This window comes from Rhizobium sp. BT03 (assembly GCF_030053155.1).
Lineage (GTDB): Bacteria > Pseudomonadota > Alphaproteobacteria > Rhizobiales > Rhizobiaceae > Rhizobium.
The window spans coordinates 276483-292546 of sequence record NZ_CP125643.1 but is presented as its reverse complement, the minus strand read 5'-3'; the positions used below and the strand labels follow the sequence as shown (position 1 = coordinate 292546).

General features: G+C 58.9%; 14 protein-coding genes and 8 pseudogenes. 13 read left to right on the top strand and 9 right to left on the bottom strand.

What is annotated here, in order from left to right; all coding sequences use genetic code 11:
• Nucleotides 1–67 precede the first annotated feature (67 nt).
• The 3 genes and pseudogenes from QMO80_RS28785 to QMO80_RS28775 all read right to left on the bottom strand — a co-directional run.
• Nucleotides 68–598 (bottom strand): annotated as a pseudogene (locus QMO80_RS28785) (ISAs1 family transposase); the annotation flags it as partial.
• Between the two features lie 369 nt (nt 599–967).
• A pseudogene (locus tag QMO80_RS28780) lies at nt 968–1706 on the bottom strand (SDR family oxidoreductase).
• 6 nt (nt 1707–1712) lie between these two features.
• Nucleotides 1713–2495 carry an SDR family oxidoreductase gene (locus QMO80_RS28775; RefSeq protein WP_012489432.1) on the bottom strand — a complete coding sequence of 261 codons (783 nt, stop codon included), beginning with the start codon at nt 2493–2495 and terminating at the stop codon, nt 1713–1715.
• A gap of 467 nt (nt 2496–2962) precedes the next feature.
• Between QMO80_RS28775 and QMO80_RS28770 the strand changes: the two genes are divergently transcribed.
• The 5 genes and pseudogenes from QMO80_RS28770 (at nt 2963) to QMO80_RS28750 (ending at nt 7542) form a co-directional block, all read left to right on the top strand.
• The gene (locus tag QMO80_RS28770; protein ID WP_064811958.1) at nt 2963–3814 is read left to right on the top strand and encodes an SDR family oxidoreductase; all 852 of its coding nucleotides are present in this window, start codon (nt 2963–2965) and stop codon (nt 3812–3814) included.
• Between the two features lie 31 nt (nt 3815–3845).
• Entirely contained in the window at nt 3846–4547 is a 702-nt protein-coding gene (locus QMO80_RS28765) for a RibD family protein (RefSeq protein WP_012489430.1), read from the top strand.
• A 22-nt stretch (nt 4548–4569) separates the two neighbouring features.
• Entirely contained in the window at nt 4570–4692 is a 123-nt protein-coding gene (locus QMO80_RS28760; RefSeq protein WP_257784633.1) for a hypothetical protein, read from the top strand.
• 480 nt (nt 4693–5172) lie between these two features.
• A pseudogene (locus QMO80_RS28755) lies at nt 5173–7123 on the top strand (multicopper oxidase family protein).
• A gap of 26 nt (nt 7124–7149) precedes the next feature.
• Nucleotides 7150–7542 (top strand): hypothetical protein, encoded by a 393-nt coding sequence (locus QMO80_RS28750; protein ID WP_004674379.1) that lies wholly within the window; start codon nt 7150–7152, stop codon nt 7540–7542.
• Nucleotides 7543–7619: 77 nt separating this feature from the next.
• On the opposite strand, the pseudogene QMO80_RS28745 reads toward QMO80_RS28750, so the two are convergent.
• Nucleotides 7620–8287: pseudogene (locus QMO80_RS28745) on the bottom strand (IS66 family transposase zinc-finger binding domain-containing protein); the annotation flags it as partial.
• Between the two features lie 346 nt (nt 8288–8633).
• Entirely contained in the window at nt 8634–9101 is a 468-nt protein-coding gene (locus tag QMO80_RS28740) for an avidin/streptavidin family protein (RefSeq protein WP_012489429.1), read from the bottom strand.
• 183 nt (nt 9102–9284) lie between these two features.
• On the opposite strand from QMO80_RS28740, the pseudogene QMO80_RS28735 reads away from it, so the two are divergent.
• From QMO80_RS28735 to QMO80_RS28705, 7 genes and pseudogenes are all read left to right on the top strand, one after another.
• Nucleotides 9285–9392, top strand: a pseudogene (locus tag QMO80_RS28735) (transposase domain-containing protein); the annotation flags it as partial.
• Between the two features lie 278 nt (nt 9393–9670).
• A complete protein-coding gene (locus QMO80_RS28730) occupies nt 9671–10081 on the top strand; it encodes a xanthine dehydrogenase family protein subunit M (RefSeq protein ID WP_237350504.1) in 411 nt (136 codons plus the stop codon).
• Nucleotides 10078–10317: a hypothetical protein gene (locus QMO80_RS28725; RefSeq protein WP_237350503.1), complete on the top strand. Its 240-nt coding sequence runs from the start codon at nt 10078–10080 to the stop codon at nt 10315–10317. The genes QMO80_RS28730 and QMO80_RS28725 overlap by 4 nt, the downstream gene beginning before the upstream one ends.
• A gap of 186 nt (nt 10318–10503) precedes the next feature.
• Nucleotides 10504–10788, top strand: coding sequence for a 2Fe-2S iron-sulfur cluster-binding protein (locus tag QMO80_RS28720; protein ID WP_012489426.1), 285 nt, complete (start codon nt 10504–10506; stop codon nt 10786–10788).
• The gene (locus tag QMO80_RS28715) at nt 10785–11546 is read left to right on the top strand and encodes an N-acyl homoserine lactonase family protein (protein ID WP_004674371.1); all 762 of its coding nucleotides are present in this window, start codon (nt 10785–10787) and stop codon (nt 11544–11546) included. The genes QMO80_RS28720 and QMO80_RS28715 overlap by 4 nt, the downstream gene beginning before the upstream one ends.
• Nucleotides 11543–11867: pseudogene (locus QMO80_RS28710) on the top strand (xanthine dehydrogenase family protein molybdopterin-binding subunit); the annotation flags it as partial. The gene QMO80_RS28715 and the pseudogene QMO80_RS28710, both read left to right, overlap by 4 nt.
• Nucleotides 11868–12045: 178 nt before the next feature.
• Nucleotides 12046–12440 (top strand): annotated as a pseudogene (locus QMO80_RS28705) (transposase); the annotation flags it as partial.
• A gap of 598 nt (nt 12441–13038) precedes the next feature.
• Here the strand turns inward: QMO80_RS28705 and QMO80_RS28700 are convergent.
• From QMO80_RS28700 to QMO80_RS28690, 3 genes are all read right to left on the bottom strand, one after another.
• Nucleotides 13039–13182: a hypothetical protein gene (locus QMO80_RS28700; protein ID WP_016737394.1), complete on the bottom strand. Its 144-nt coding sequence runs from the start codon at nt 13180–13182 to the stop codon at nt 13039–13041.
• Between the two features lie 39 nt (nt 13183–13221).
• Nucleotides 13222–13479, bottom strand: a complete 258-nt coding sequence (locus QMO80_RS28695) for a BON domain-containing protein (protein ID WP_029875514.1) — start codon at nt 13477–13479, stop codon at nt 13222–13224.
• 154 nt (nt 13480–13633) lie between these two features.
• Nucleotides 13634–13843, bottom strand: a complete 210-nt coding sequence (locus QMO80_RS28690; protein WP_008534154.1) for a CBS domain-containing protein — start codon at nt 13841–13843, stop codon at nt 13634–13636.
• A 270-nt stretch (nt 13844–14113) separates the two neighbouring features.
• On the opposite strand from QMO80_RS28690, the gene QMO80_RS28685 reads away from it, so the two are divergent.
• Entirely contained in the window at nt 14114–15166 is a 1053-nt protein-coding gene (locus QMO80_RS28685) for a type III polyketide synthase (protein ID WP_008534153.1), read from the top strand.
• A 220-nt stretch (nt 15167–15386) separates the two neighbouring features.
• Here QMO80_RS28685 and QMO80_RS28680 read toward each other — a convergent pair.
• Nucleotides 15387–15533 (bottom strand): annotated as a pseudogene (locus QMO80_RS28680) (hypothetical protein); the annotation flags it as partial.
• Nucleotides 15534–16064: the final 531 nt, after the last annotated feature.

Sequence of the window (16064 nt, the reverse complement as noted above, 5' to 3'; positions counted from 1 at the left end):
CCAATTATTTTTCTGGCTGCGAGCGACCGCTTTCTGCCGGCACTCAAATTCCCCTGGTGAAGCAGGGCTATCGCATATGAGCGATGATAGAGATGAGGAACTGATCGTCCCACCCTGCCTTCTTGATCTTTCGACGAATGGAGGCCTTATCTGGATGGGCTCGGATGAGGTTGAGGGCAATCTTTCGTAACAGAGCAATGTTTGCCGGTCCGTGATCCTTACGGTTTCTGGCGGCATCCTCGCGGAACTGGACGTCGAGCACCCAGTGCAGTTTGTTTTCGATCTGCCAATGAGTTCTGGTTACCTCGATCAGGGCGGCAGCCGACATGACGGTGGAGAGCAGGAAGTAGCGGACATGGCTGGTCAGACGGCCATCGGCATGACGGCTTGTGGCCTCGACGGATCCGATGGCCTGCAGGCCGGGGAAGTCGATGTCATTGACGGCGACGATGCAGGCACGGCGTCTTTCGCAGCGGTCATGGTCATTCTGACGGGCCTCCAAACCCCTGATCGAGTGGCTGAGGGCAGACCCGGAAACGCCGCGAAGCGCGGCGGCCTTTCGGCCCCCCCCCGCACGCGCGATCGCGACGAAAGTTTCAAGGTCGGCCAGATCGGCCCGCGTTGATACCATGAGTTATGGATACTCGCACTTGTACTGAAAAAGATCGCCCTTGCCGGCGCCGACCTTGCTTCAGGCCGGCCGGCACCTTCAATCCTTATTTAACTGGCCCTGTATTTGGTATGTGATGGCCGAGGAAGCAGTCAAAAATTTGACCTAGTGATCCATGTTGGATCCTGCGAAGGACGGCGGAGATGGCCCGGTCGCTGAAAAACGAAAACGTCCGGGATTAGATCGTCATGCAATGAAGATCTTCGTGTCCACAGCCACGAGAGACGGCACCGGTTGGTTCCGCGAGGCGGTCTAACAGTCCCGGAGGTTCTAGTTCTGAGCTCTCGAAAACGCGGGCTACCAGTCCTGCCGGGTTGCATGGACGAAATGTCGTTGATCGTGATCTCCGGGGGCTGGTCTAGTGCATAGACCACGGCTTCAGCCACCGACGACGGCGGAATACCCTGCTTGTTGAGCTCTCCGGCGATCTTTCTGCCCGTCTCGTCATGAACCTTGTCGGCCCAGCCGGTATCGATCACGCCAGGGCTGATCATAGACACTTGGATCCCGCTACCCACGCCCACCTCCTTCCTGAGGCTTTCGGTAATACCGCGTATGAAGAACTTCGTGGCTCCGTAAACCCCTGCCGCCTCGCCGACATGAACGCCGGCGATAGAGCTCATATTCAGGATGCGGCCGGACCGGCGCTCCAACATCGACGGCAGCACCGCGGCGATCGCATGCAGATAGCCACGCAGATTGGTATCATCTTGTTCCAATCGCCGACGGCGGCATCCTTCCAATAGGAAAAGAGCATGAGGCCGGCATTGTTGACCAATATATCGACCGGGCCGTACGTCGTTGTGGCGAACGCGACGAGGGCCTTGGTACTCTCAAAATCCGTGGCATCAGCAACCTTGTAGCTGGCAATACCTCCCGAACCGGTGATGTCTTCGACGATCTGACTGAGGCGTTCCTCATTGCGGCCGGCAAGGACGACGCGCGCACCTTTTTCCGCCAATCCTCTGGCGGTCGCCGCTCCAATGCCCGAGGAAGCCCCTGTGACGATGGCGACCTTGTTTTTCAGATGTGACATGCTCCTTCACTGCGGTTGGGTCAATTCGGCTTGCCGCGCGGCTTTGACGGGCTCGGGGGTCGTCCGGTTTTCCAACACCTGGCGCTTGGTTTCCTGATCTCCGCCGACGATATGGTCGATGCCGTTCATGAGAGCCTCGAACCCCTGCTGGGCGACGAGCGTCTTGTCGTTTTTTTGTTGGCCACCGAGCTTCGTACCGCCCATTCCAGCGTTCGCGTGGAAGTCGCTGTTGGTGGCGCCCGGAAGGAGTGCCGTCACCGTGACCCCGGTCGAGCGCAACTCCTCGCGCAGAGATTCCGCGGACATATAACCAAATGCCTTCGACGGGCCGTAAACGGTTTCGTATGGCGTGGGCAGGGTCGCCGAAACCGAGGAGGTGATGAGAATCCTGCCGCGGCCGTTCTTGACCATATGTTGGACGACGCGTTTGGCCATATGGACGGTCCCGGTTACATTGATCGCAAGCAGGCGAAGCTCATCCTCGAGATCGTTATCGACGAAGGCGCCGCCAATACCGATACCGACGTTCAGAGCCGCGGCTTCCAAGGGGCGCCCCAGCCCCTGCGTAAAGGTCCAGAACCTCTCGACGCCATCGTACGTCGAGGCATCCGCTTTGAACGGATATGCTTCGGCATCAAGGCTTCGTAGCGCATCGGCGGCCTCGTTCACCTTGTCGCTTGAGCCTGAAATGGCGACATCGAATCCATTCTTGGCGAATTGTTTGCCAAGCTCGAAGCCTATTCCAGATGAGCCGCCCGTGATCATTGCGAGTGGTTTATTCCCTGTCATGATTTCACTCCTTTGGTTTGGTCAGCACTACGATCGTCTCGAGGCGCTGGTGACCAAATGCCCGTGGAGCCGATTGGTTACATGAGCAAAATTGATCGGGGCGGTGAGTGAAAATCATCCACCGATCTGGCAGGGACCAGGAGTGCGTTACCTTTTTGGTCCCGTCCGCGGTCGAACTGGCCAGGCATTCCCTACGTCACGAAGGCCCTTGAGTGAACACGGCTCATCGGTGCGTGCGATCCCGCTCACTTCAAGTAGCCGTCGCGCTACCCTATTCTTATAGTGCGATCGAACGGTCGTTCGCAGCCTGCGGATATGATCCGACGACCCAAGCGCCCGAGTAGCGTTGATGGACTTCTCTGCGCTGGTGCCATCGGCCGGCACGCTTCTCGGAGAAAAATTCCACGGCGACGGCTTGTCCGGCACACCTTCCAGCGGTGACGGTCCAATGACGGGAAAGACAAAAAATGAGCGAGAGAATGAACAGCGTCGTTGCTCCTGGCCGCGTTGCGGTCATCACGGGAGCTGCGAAGGGCATCGGCTTGGCAATCGCGAGGGCTCTCGCGGCCCGCGGCATGAAGCTCGCGCTGCTGGATCTCGACGCCGACGCACTTGAGGATGTTACTTCGACACTCGACACGGACATCCTGATCGTGAGCGGCGACGTATCAGATTTGTCGGCACTGACCAGGTTGCGGGACGAAACGATTTCGCGGTTTGGCGACGTGGCCGTCCTAGTAAACAACGCGGGCATAACGCAAGGAGCCGGCCCTTGGGACAATCCTGCAAAGTGGCGACGCCAGATCGATGTAAACTTCGGAGGTGTTCTGGCCGCGCAACACGTCTTCGTGCCCTACATGATCGAAGCCGGTCGCCAGTCGGCCGTTGTCAACCTCGGCTCCAAGGAAGGTATTACGACTCCTCCAGGTAACGCCGCATATTCGGTGGCGAAGGCAGCTGTCAAAGTCCTGACCGAACAGCTGTCGCACGAGCTTCTGAAGGAGACGGGAGGTCGTGTTTCGGCTCATCTCCTCGTCCCTGGCTACACGTGGACACCCATGAACACCGCACTCAAGCCGCAGGGCATTGCGAAACCCGATGAGGCATGGACCGCAGAGCAACTGGTGGAATACTTCCTGGTCCGTCTGCTCGACGAGAATTTTTACATCATCTGTCCGGATAACGCGGTTACGTCTGCGATCGATGCCAGAAGGATCCGCTGGGCGGCCGACGACATGATCCTGAACCGGCCGGCGCTTTCACGCTGGCACCCCGACTGGATGGATAAATTCGCAGCCTGGTTGAAGTCAGGTCACTGACGGTGGAATGTTTGTAGAGGAGAGTAATCCAATGCCCAGACCCTATGTAATCTGTCACATGATGTCGCCGCTGGATGGCCGATTGATCGTCAATGATTGGGCCGAGGCAACCGGCCATTCGGTCGATGAGCTCGTGAAGATCTATGACGGCCTGCATGAGAAGATCGGTGCCGACGCCTGGCTTTCGGGAAGAGCGACGGGAGAAGAGTTCGCGGACGCCGTCGACCGCCCCTATCAAGCAACCGGCACAGCCGCGCGACCGATCCATATCGCCAACCCGGACGCCGGCGAGTTCGCTGTCATCGTGGATAAGGACGGTCGGCTACGTTGGGACAAGAGCGACATTGAGGGAGCTCACCTTGTGGTCCTGACAGGATCTGACGTGGATGATGCTTACCTGGCGGGCCTCACCCAGGCTGGCGTTTCCTATATCGTCTCGGAGAAAGATGGCGTCGATCTGAAAAACGCGCTCGACCTTCTTGGAACCGAGTTCGGTGTGAAGCGCTTGATGCTGGAAGGCGGGGCGCAAACCAATGGCCATTTCTTGAAGGCGGGTCTTGTTGACGAGGTCAGCCTGGTCATCTTCCCTGCGATCGGAGGCAAGTCGAGTACACCGGCCATATTCGAGGGCGGCGAGGATGGGCTTGACGGCAGGGCGAGGCTCACGTTTATCAGCGCCGAAGCCGCTGGCCTCGGCTCCGTGCATCTGAGATATCGCGTTGGACGTCCATAAGAGACGTCCATAGGAGAAGATTGTGGAAGGGCTCCCTCCTGCCGTCGTCGAAATGATCGTCGAGGAGCAGGGCGCGATACTCCTGAGCAAGCAACCTAGTTTCGAGATCATCGCGCAGCGCAGAGAGCCGGAAGAACTGGCGTAGTCTGCCCGTGGTGTCTCTCCGATTAGGCGGTGTGATGAACGGTATGTGACGCCGACATTAATGCCCGCGGCGGTGACCGCGATATGAGCGTCAAGGCGTTGCTCGAGTGCAGCTCGACAAACAAACAAGGTGAGACGCGTATTGCCGCACGTAACGATGCTCCCCACAAAAATGTCGGGCCTACTACACCTGCTGTCAGGTTTGTCAGGTGCGCGCCATGGTGCTGTTCCGCCCGACTTCCTACCGCGCTCTCGTGGAAGTCCTTGAAGCATAGGCACAAGATTCCTTCTGAGGCTCGATCCGGCCAGAGTGGCATGAGTCTTGAAACTTTCTCGTCGCGCGGCGGCAGCTGTCTTCTCCCGAGAAAGCGCGCGAGTCAAAGTCGAATTGCAGGTGAACGCATGGTGACGCAGTAGAACTTTGTGGATGCGGTTCGACCCGGGGAGAACAAAACTCCGGGCAGAGGTTTGGGAGGGTTGTTTGTCTGTGTCTGACAAAATTGCGATCTTCGGTATGGCGAGCGTTTTTTCGGTCACCCATGCGCTATTCGCAGTCGCTCAAGAGGCCAGGGCCGTGACTAACCCCCTGGCCTATATGCTGCAACCTATCACAAAATCCCAGGGGATGCTGAAAACCTTCGAACAAAGCCGGGAGACATTTCCGGGCGAGGTTCTGCTCGATATGAACGCTACCTATCTCGACCGACAGATCTACAATCCGGCCACGGCGCGCTACGACCACGTTAAACTGCGCGGCTATCAAGACGCCCGCCAGACCGGCTTATCCGGTGCCGACACGCCATTGGTTGGACCGACCATCGATCTACGGCCCGGTCAGACGGTGCGGGTAACGCTTCACAACCTGTTCCCTCAGGATTCCACCTGCGGCATCGGCGGTGGCAGTGCCAATACCCCCCATTGCTTCAACGGTACCAACCTGCATTCGCACGGTCTCTGGGTAAATCCGTCTGGCAATGGCGATAATGTGCTGATCTCAATCCGTCCCGGCGTTTCGTTCCAATATGAATACAACATCGCCGTTGAGCATCCCGCCGGCACCTTCTGGTATCACCCACACCTACACGGATCAACCGCATTGCAGGTGTCGAGTGGCATGTCCGGGGCGTTGATCATCCGTGGCGATCGCATGCCGACACCGACCGAGACTGGCGATATCGACCGCCTATTGAAGCGGCCGGGCGGCTCCGATATCGCCGAACGGGTTTTGGTGCTACAGCAGATTCAATATGCTTGCACCGATAACAATGGCGACATCACTTATGATTGCCAGCCAGGACAGGTGGGCGGCATCGAAAGCTACGATCAGTTCGGACCTGGCAGTTGGCCGGCTTCGGGCCGCTTCACCAGCGTCAACGGCCAGGTGCTTGGTCAGTTGGCATCAGCGGAGGCTGGCTCGGTCGAGCGGTGGCGGATGATACACGCCGGGGTTCGCGACACCATCAATTTCGAAATCCGGCGCAAGACCGGGACGACCGCGTTCCGCACGCTTGCGGCAGCGGACACCGACAGATGGATCGACCAGAATTGCGGCAAGGATACTATTCCGTATGGGGTGGTGGCCCAGGACGGGCTGACAATGGCGCAGGTGCAGATGCGGCAGCAAGCGATCCTGCAACCGGGCTACCGCGTTGACGCGCTGGTGGTGTTGCCAGGAGCGGGTGACTACTGCATCATCGATGGCGCCGCACCGGCAGCGGCCAGCGTCAACCAGGAGGCTCCAAGCCGACGGCTTCTCGGCATAGTCACTGCAGTAGGCGGCCATGCCGTCAATGGCGAGATCGGCACCTATCTGCAGGATTGGCTGATTTCGGCGGCTGAGCGCACGATGTCACAGAATGTCGCCGGCAAGGTTATCGATGACCTCAAGAACGAGATGTCGCTCTCAAGCTTTATTCCCCATCCGGACATCGACGCGGGCGAGGTCACCGGCGAGCAGCAACTGGTGTTTAACATCGATGTGAAACAGCCGGGTGCCGCCTTCTTCGAGGTTGACGGCAAACCTTATGATCCCAACCGCATCGACCGGACGTTGCCGCTGAGCGGAGTCGACGAATGGACGCTCCGCTCGGATTTCGTCAGCCACCCATTCCATATCCATGTCAATCTCGTTTCAGATCATCAAAATTGTCGATGCGGCCGGCAACGATGTCAGCGCGCTTGGCGCCGATGACGACGGCGATCCGCAATATCCAGGCTTGAAAAATGTCTGGAAGGACACGCTGTGGATCAAGAATCCCGGCACCGATCCGTCGGCGCGCTACACGATCACCGTGCGGACGCACTACCAGCGCTATATCGGCGAGTTCGTTCTGCATTGCCACATCCTCGATCATGAGGACCAGGGCATGATGCAGAACATCAGGATCACCCTGCCGGACGGCCAGGGTGGCACCGTTTCCGGCCATCATTAGGGCGTCGATCGCCATTGGGAGGAACTATGAGCTTCACTGGCACTTGGAGTTATCGCAGCCTGATCAACAATCCCGATTTATCGGTTGATTTCAATGCACTGGAATTTGGCCAGGGAACGCTGGTGCTGACCGAGTTGGCTCGGCGCAAGGTCGGCGGAACCATTGGTGGGCCCGGGTGGTCGCTGGAATTGACCGGTACGGTGCGTCCGGGAGACCCTGTCGAGCTGCAATTCACTGGAAAGGGCGATGTGGCCGGCGAGACCTGGATCTACAGCTATCGCGGCTACATCGTGCCGAACTGGCCGAATGGCGTCGATCAAAGGGACGCCATTGTCGGTAGCATCGTCCGCGACGTCCCGCATTCGCATGGGGTCGCCGCAGCCGGCTACGTTGCCTCCTGGTATGCCGTGCGACAGTGATGCTCCAGCATTTGCCGCAGCTCGAAGACATTCGGATCAACATTCACCGGCCAGGGTCTGGGTCGACGGACCGATGCCTCACATTTGAACCGCGTGCTCTGGCGGTTCAGCGGGATGTGCTGCCCGAACTTGTCGAACACGATCGTCGCCAGCAACTGAGGGCCGATGAAGCCGCGCGGGCGTCGCATGGAACGGTGCGGGAGCCTGACTGATCGCCTCGCAATCGCGGCAGGTAAATTTCTCGCGCACCGTCTCGATCACCTTGAATCGGCGCGGGATATCCTCCAGCGTTTCCGTCACATCCTCGCCCAGCTTCGACAGCCGCGAGCCGCCACAGCAGGCACATGCCGTCGGCGCTTCGATGACGATGCGTGCGCGCTCGACGTCTTTGGGCCACGCCTTGCGCACTGGACGCTTGCGGGCGAAGGCGCGCACGGACTGTGTTCTGACTGCGGCCTCTTGGACGCTCAGTTCGTCCTCGGCGGCCTACGCCACGAGCTCTTCGAGCTGCAAATTCCAACTGATCGATCAGCCGCTGCGTGCGCTCGCGGCGCGGCCCGTGCTTCTCGCGCTCCAGCTTGCCGATCAGCAACTGCAAATGCACGTTGAGCGCCTCAATGCTCGACAGCCGCGCCTTCGCGTTGGCCGCTTCCGCCTCAGCTTGCAGCCGCGCAGCACGTTCGGCCAGCAGCGCCGGATGAGCGCTGGCAAGGTCCGATGGCAGGGTAAGCGGCGGCAATGTCATAACGACATTGAATCAGATTTCTCAACAATCTCAATCGTCACGCTAGATAAACCTTCCTCGCTCCAATTTTTTCGTGAACAGGCAGGCCCCCTGGCATCGTGCCAAACGACCTTGATCAGATCGCCGCGTTTGCCCCAAGGCGGCGCATCCTCGGATGCTTACTTTTGTCCGGAAAGCTTGCCGTTTTGGCCGCATTGAACTCATCAAATAAGGATTTGCGCCGCGCGGACGAGCACGCGGCGCTTTTATTCGGCAGGGAAAGCAGCTTCGTCTAAGCCTTTGGCCATATTCGATGAATTCTTGCTCCACAATCTCTGACGGGCCAGCGCCGGCAGGGCAGAGGAGATTAATCCTTCAAGAGGCTTTTGTTCTCAGTCATCGGCACGTACTGGAAAGTGTCTTGTCCTTGCTCAATGGCCGGACCGGAGCCGCCTTCGTAAGCGAGGTTCCAGCTCGTGACTATCTCAGTGTTGTTGCCGTTGACCTGTGCGTAGCCGGTCCATCCGGTTGCGGAATTGCAGTTCTCCGTCGAATTGTTCCAGCCGACCGAAAATGCGATGAACGTCCCGTTTACCCTTCCTGTTAGCGGATAGGGCGAGTTCTGGCATCCGGTGCCCTGGGCTCTGTTTACATATTGGCCGGAGACATTTCCGAACGAGTCGACTTGAATGATCATCGTCGAGCCGGACTGGTTCTGCCAACTGCTGGAAGCCGATGCGATGCTTGAAAAATCCTTGAAGTTGCTTGCATCGAAAGCAAAAGCTGAGGTTGCTACAGCAAACACAAGTGCTGCAACTGCAGTAGTACGGATCATGGTTTTTCCTCCTGATGTGCGCCGACCGTCGGCGATCGTACCGAAGGTTGCATATAAACTCGTAATAATCAATCAATCCGAGTAGCAATTTCCCGGGTTGAGAAAACCGAAAGACGGGCCGCGCGTTGCGTGGCGCGGCCCGAGAACGAGCATCAGGAGTGAAGACTTACACGATGCAAATTACGAACGGGATAGCGCAACGCTAATATCTTGACCATCATTGGAACGGACAAACTGCATGGCCGCAACCCCGAGAGCTACCTCACGGACGTCCTAACCCAGATCAAAGATTAACCGGTAGATAGGCTTGAAGACCTGTTGCCGTGGAATATGCTTCCGACGGTCTCCACTGCGCAAAAGGCCGCCTGATGGCTCGTTCGATGCATATCTGCACGATCGAAGACGTGGCCACCATGACCGGCGAGAACCTCGAACTGCTCAGAGAGATCGTATCCATCCGAGCAGGGCCGCGGGATTTTGGGCGCCGCGCGTAGTAACGTCGGTTCATGGAGATCGGATCGAACTGCACGGAGATCGGGTGAGAATCGGCGCCGACGGTACGCCATCACATGACCGCGACAGACCCGATCATCCGCCAACACTTGCCGATCGTGCATGAGGCGATGCATCACGTCACCCATATGACCGTGCGCAACCGCGGCACCTTCGGCGGCAGCGTCGCGCATGCGGATCCAGCGACCGAGATGCCGATGATGACACGGTTCCTCGGTGGGACGGTCATCGCCTCCTCTCAGCGCGGCAGACGCGAAATACCTGCAGCCGATTTTTTTGTCGGATCGCTGGTCAACTCGTTGGAACCGGACGAGTTTGTAATTCGCGTCGAGCTCGACGCGATGAGACCGGATGCCGGATGGGGATTTGAGGAGTTTGCAAAACGCCACGGGGACTTCGCACTCGCTTGCTTTGCGACGACGCTGCATTGTGTAGATGGCAGGGCGTCTGACTTCGCGTTGGCATGATGGGCGTTGGTGAAACCCAGCTGCGGCTTGAAGAGATCGAGGGCATCATCGAGGGGACGGATGTTTCCGAGCCGGTTCTCGATACGGTGGCGGATCGCCTGGCTGGAATCCTCACGCCCAACACGGATATCCATGCCTCTGCAGATTACCGCAGGCATCTCTCAGGCGTCCTTGCCAAACGGGCCCTTCGCGCCGCCTGGAGCCGCGCGAACCACGAAAGGCTTCAAGCAAGATGAGTGAGAAGACGATCACCGTCAGCGTCAACGAAGCGTATATGACGCGCACGATCGAAGCACGAACGCTGCTGAGCCACTTCCTGCGCCAGGATCCTTTGCCTGACCGGAACCCATGTCGGGTGCGAACATGGCGTTTGCGGTGCCTGCACCGTCATTCTCGATGGAAGGAGCGCACGCTCCTGTCTGATGCTTGCAGTGCAGGCAGACGGGAGCGAAATCGAAACCATGGCCAGGGAAGCGTCGATACTCGGACGAATCCAAGAAGCGTTCCGCCAGCATCATGGCCTGCAATGCGAATTTGTAGGCCCAGTTTCATCGTTGGCGATCATCGACCTTCTTCGCCACCATCCGCTGGAAACCGATGATAAGATCAGGGAAGCGCTCTCAGGAAACATCTGTTGTTGTACGGGCTATGAAAACATCGTCACCGCCGTCCGCGAACTGGCTAGCAAGAGAGGACCTTTAAGATGAAGATGCATTTTCTCGAGGCCGGCCGCCTTCGTATGCGCCGGTCCATCTACGTCCCTGGGGCGCTGAAGGAAGAAGCGATTGAATTGCCGGTTCACGCCACCCTGATGCGCCATCCCCAAGGCAACGCGCTGTTCGATAGCGGATGCAATCCAGAGGCCGCCATCGATCCAGGCGCGCGATGGGGTGGGTTAAGCAAGGTTATGACCCCGATCTTTTCGCCAGAGCGGACGGTCGTTCATCAGTTGAAGACTCTTGCTCTCGATCCCGAGGACATAGATGTTGTGATCTGTTCACATCTGCATCCCGATCATTGCGGCTGCAACGCGTACTTTCGGCGCGCAACGATCCTCTGCCACGAAGCGGAGGCGCAGGCCGCCACGGCAAGCGGTGCAGAAAATCAAGGCTATCTTCGAGGAGAATGGGACCAGCCCCAGGGTTTCCAGACCTTCAATGCCGAGCATGACGTCTTTGGCGACGGGCGCATCGTCTTGCTGCCCATGCCGGGTCATACCCCCGGAATGACCGTCGCCCGTGTCGAGCTGGAAAAAGATGGTTCATTTATACTCGCTTCAGATGCTGCCCCGCTCCAGGCGAGCGTCGACACCGGTATCGCTCCGAGAAATACTTGGAACATCGAACTCGCCGCAGAGGCACTCGCTCGCCTGAAAGCTCTTCGGGAGCGGGGAGCTTCTATCATTTTCGGCCACGACGACGCGCAATGGCAAGAGTTGCGAAAGGGTGTGGAGTTCTACGAATGAGCCAGCAGGACCATTCCGTCGAGCTGCGGCCCAAACTTGTCGGCAAGCGGGACAAGCGCACCGAAGATCCACGTCTGCTGACGGGTGTTGGTCAGTATGTCGATGACATGGCGCCGCGGTATGTTGCATATCGCATTGCGACGCTCCGACCAGCCACATGCCCGAATCCTGAACATCGATGTCGGCGATGCGTTCTCGGTGCCCGGCGTCGTCGCGATCTATAACGCGAGCGACCTGGAAGGAGAGATCAAACCTGCCATACCGACCTCGCGTATGCGTGGTTATTACGCCACCCCCATATGGCCACTTGCACGCGGGAAAAGGTGGCCGTTCTATCGGATCGTGTCCCAGTACGTGGCGTAGGTGACGGTAGGGAGTAAAGCCGAGCGCCCGCGCGCTTCTCGTTGCGCTGTAGCGGGTGATCGGCTTTGCGGGCGGCCATCAGTGTTTTTCCGCTAGGGTCGGGTTGTTCAAGACCAACCTGACGGAAAGATCACCGATGACCAATGACATGATGAACGGGCGCTCCCTTGTTGAGAAGAGTGCCGATGCAGATTTGTTGCGTGAGATGATCGGCCTTGCCGCCGAGCGGCTGATGGAGCTGGAAGTAGGCTCGGCTACGGGTGCAGACTTCGGTGTGAAGAACTCGATGCGGCTCGCACAACGCAATGGCTACCGTGACATCGGGAGACGCGGGCTGGCACCGTCGAGCTTCGCATTCCGAAGCTGCGCAAAGGCAGCTACTTTCCGAGCTTCCTTGAACCGCGCCGCATGGCAGAGAAAGCTCTGACGGCCGTTATCCAGGAAGCGTATATCCAGGGAATCTCGACTCGTTCTGTCGACGACTTGGTCAAGGCCATGGGTATGAGCGGCATCTCCAAAAGCCAGGTGAGCAGCCTAACATCGGGACGAACGCAATCTGCGGGGCGAAGGTGGCTGCGACGGCCATCCTCATCAGCGGCTGGAGATAGATCAGATAACCGCCCACGGTGACAAGGATGCCGATCTGGAGTAGCGGCTCGGAGATGCTGGTCCCAACGAAACTGCCCACCGGTTCCGCTTCCGCAAAGACGATCGACAGCTCAACCCCCTCGAGCGTGGATTCCGATGGCGGCGTCTCGGCCCGATGCAGAACGCGCGCCCCGAGCCAAAGCGTGCTTTTTTCGCCCACCCAGCTTCTTTAGAGGTTGGAGGTGAATTTATCGCGCCCTTCAACACTGCGACCGCGAGATAGAGGGAGACGAGAAAGAGAAGAGACCGGTATGACGCTTGCTCGGTCGCCTCATTGACGATCCGGCGCTGGAGTTCGAGAGGCGCCGCGCCGATAACGAAAAGAGCCACGGACAGCCCTGCGACCAACGCCTGATGACGCCTTCCCATCAGCCAGATGAAGCCGAATAGTTCGGAGAGCATCGAATCCGTCGCGCCATTTGCGGGACGCGGCCGGACAATTAAATCCTGGAGGGCCAGATGTTCATCGCGCACTCAGGGGTCAGAGAGAGCGCTCGACGCGCCCGGTTCGGGAGTCGTCGGATGGCCTCACCAGTAGGACGCTCACGACCGTCCCCACCATGAGGATCAGGATGACGAGGAGAAGCCTCGACACGACGGCGTCTGCGATGACCCTGACAAACATGACGGAAACTCCAGGGACGATTTCATAGTTTGAGAGAGCTCACCATGCGGTAGCCAGGGTGATGTTGTTTACCACGCCGCCGACGCCGCGGATGCTTTCCGCCGCCACCCTGGCCGCCGAGCATTCCAGCTCCGTCTCGACCTCTCCCCTCAGGGTCACTGCCCCGTCGGAGACGGTCGCATTGACGATGGGGAACCTTATTTCGAACTCGGTTTCCAGGCGGCCACGAACGGCCGTCCCTAGGGCCTCGTCGCCGGAAGCAGTACACTGCCGTCGAACATCGAGAAGCGCTCGCATCAAGTCGTGACGGCTGATTATGCCGGCGAGTCTGCCGTTCGGTGTTTGATGTCGTGGGCCTGCAGGAGTTCTGCGAGCTGGCTCGCGGTTGCGCTCGGGGCGGCGCTGACGACGGGCGTCGACATCACGTCCTTGACGCGCCAGCTTCGGGCCTTCACATAGTCCGCCAGTGCATCTTCGCGGTCGCGCGTATGCGGTACCGCCCGTCTCGCCCAGGATGACGCCACCCGGCGCAGCAGGTCTCCCCGGTGACGATGCCGGTGAGCCGCCCTTCGCCATCGATGACGGGCACCGCGCCGATCTTGCTGGCGTTGACGATCTCGACGGCTTCCCTGACGTTGTGTCCCTCGTCGAGCGTCGTCACGGGGTCGTCATGATGTCTCTAGCAAGCATCGCGCTGTCTCCTTTTCGATCGGACAATTACGGAGCCAACTTGTTGAGCGCATTGACGTGGATCAAGGCAGACACGAAGCCGCGGGAGGCATTCTTCACGCGTCGTCGTCTCTGAAGCCTTCCGACGAAGTGCGGCGTCAGGCTCGCCCGCATTGCAACTTATTGAGGATCGAGGCGTTACGGTTCGGTCTCGTCCTCGCGCGGCGTACCAAATTCTTCCCGCGCCGTCGCAAGGAGTCTTATGCAGCAACCCGTCAAGCTGGTATCCGTCGGCACCGCCGTTCCGCCACATGTCATCGACCAGCGTGACGCGGCGCGAGCCTCGCACACCGCGTTCTCATCGCGATTTGGCGATTTCGAAAAGCTGGCAAGGGTGTTCGAAACCTCGGGAATTCGGCGCCGCTATGCCGTCCGGCCGATCGAGTGGTATCTCGAGACGTCGGGATGGCCCGAACGAAACCTCGCTCATATCGAGGGCGCGGGTGCAATGTTCGTCGCCGCCGCCAGCAAGGCTCTCGTGTCGGCGGGCATTGCAGCAGGCGATGTCGACACGATCGTAACCGTCTCCTCGACTGGTATTGCGACACCTAGTCTGGAAGCGAGGGTAAGCCGAGAACTGGGCTTCCGGGACGATGTCGAACGGGTTCCCGTGTTTGGCCTCGGCTGTGCCGGCGGAGTCTCTGGGCTTTCAATCGGGTCACGGCTGGCGGCATCCCGGCCAGGCTCAGTCGTGCTGGTGGTCGCCGTCGAGACCTGCACGTTGGCATTTCGCATGGACAAGCTTACGAAGGCGAACATCGTGGCGACCGCCCTCTTCGGCGACGGGGCCGCCGCCTGCGTGGTGCGTGCTAGTGAGACCGGTCTGGCCGAGGTCGAACTTGCAGGCCAGCATACGTGGCCCGACACGCTAGACATCATGGGATGGAGCGTCGATCCGGAGGGTCTGGGCGTGATCTTCGATCGTGCGATACCACCGTTCGCCGAAACTCATGTGCTGAAGGGCGTAACGTCCATACTCGCCCGATCAGATCTTGCTCCTGCCGACGTTGACCGGTTTGCGTGCCACCCCGGTGGATCAAAGGTTATCACCGCCTTGGAATCGGCGCTTAAACTAAGCCAGGGAACCCTCGACCAGGAACGTGAGGTTCTCTCGGACTATGGGAACATGTCCTCGCCAACCGCGCTGTTCGTACTCGAGAAGCTTCTTGCGCAAGGACTACCCAGGAGAACTGTCCTGACGGCGATGGGACCGGGCTTCACCCTTAGCTGCCTCTCGTTGACGGCTGCAGCATGACCCGGCGATCATTCTCCAGGACGTTTTAAGATCGCATCGTTTGCAGAACGAACAGGACTCGAAACAGGTAGCTGACGCTGCAAAGGCTGCGATTGCCGTGGGACACCCCAAGTCGAAGGCGAGGTTGCCACCTCGCACTCGAATCCTTTCTCCTGCGTGCCGGCGTAGCTGCGGCAGTATGGCTGGTGGTAGTCGCTACCCAGTTCGGTCCTCTGTCGCACTAGGAGGAGCGTGCCCAGCGCCAATTCTGGATTTCCGGCAAGTCTTCTCCACGCTCCCGCACGAACGCCCGGTGCTCGGCGAGCTTTGCATGCAAGGCTGCCGTCACATCTGGCACCTTTTCGGCGAGGCCGGGCACGCGCGCGATCGGTCGCGATGTCTATCTGCGTGTATCTGAACCATGCGATCCAGCCATGGCACTGAATGTGCATCGGCAAACAAAAGCGGATTTACAACCAACGTTGTCAGATACGTCTCCCTCAAGCGGCATTGATGTCTCGGGGGCCAGTGTCTCTCGATTACACCTGTCATCGATCGCCGACCTCGGCAGGCCACAAGGAGTGGGAAACTTTGATCTCCTACGCACTTTGCTCATCGCTTCCCATTCCTAGCTGCATTAAAGCGTATCTGGGGCAGAGTGACTTCAAATAGGCGCTTCAGCGGAGTCCACCGACCGAGGCACTGGATGTTCGCAACCAACTGCTGCTTTTCCGGAAGATGATGAGTTAAGGTGGCAGGAAACGGAATAAGACTGGTTGACGAGAAGCCCGGGGAAAGCAACAGAAACTGGTTCGAAAGTTCTTGTTCGTTCATCAGCGCTTTTTGTTGGATTGTGAGAGCACGGATCCTTCCAACTGCTTGGTAGGAGTGCTGTATTTCGTGCTCGATAGAACCTGCG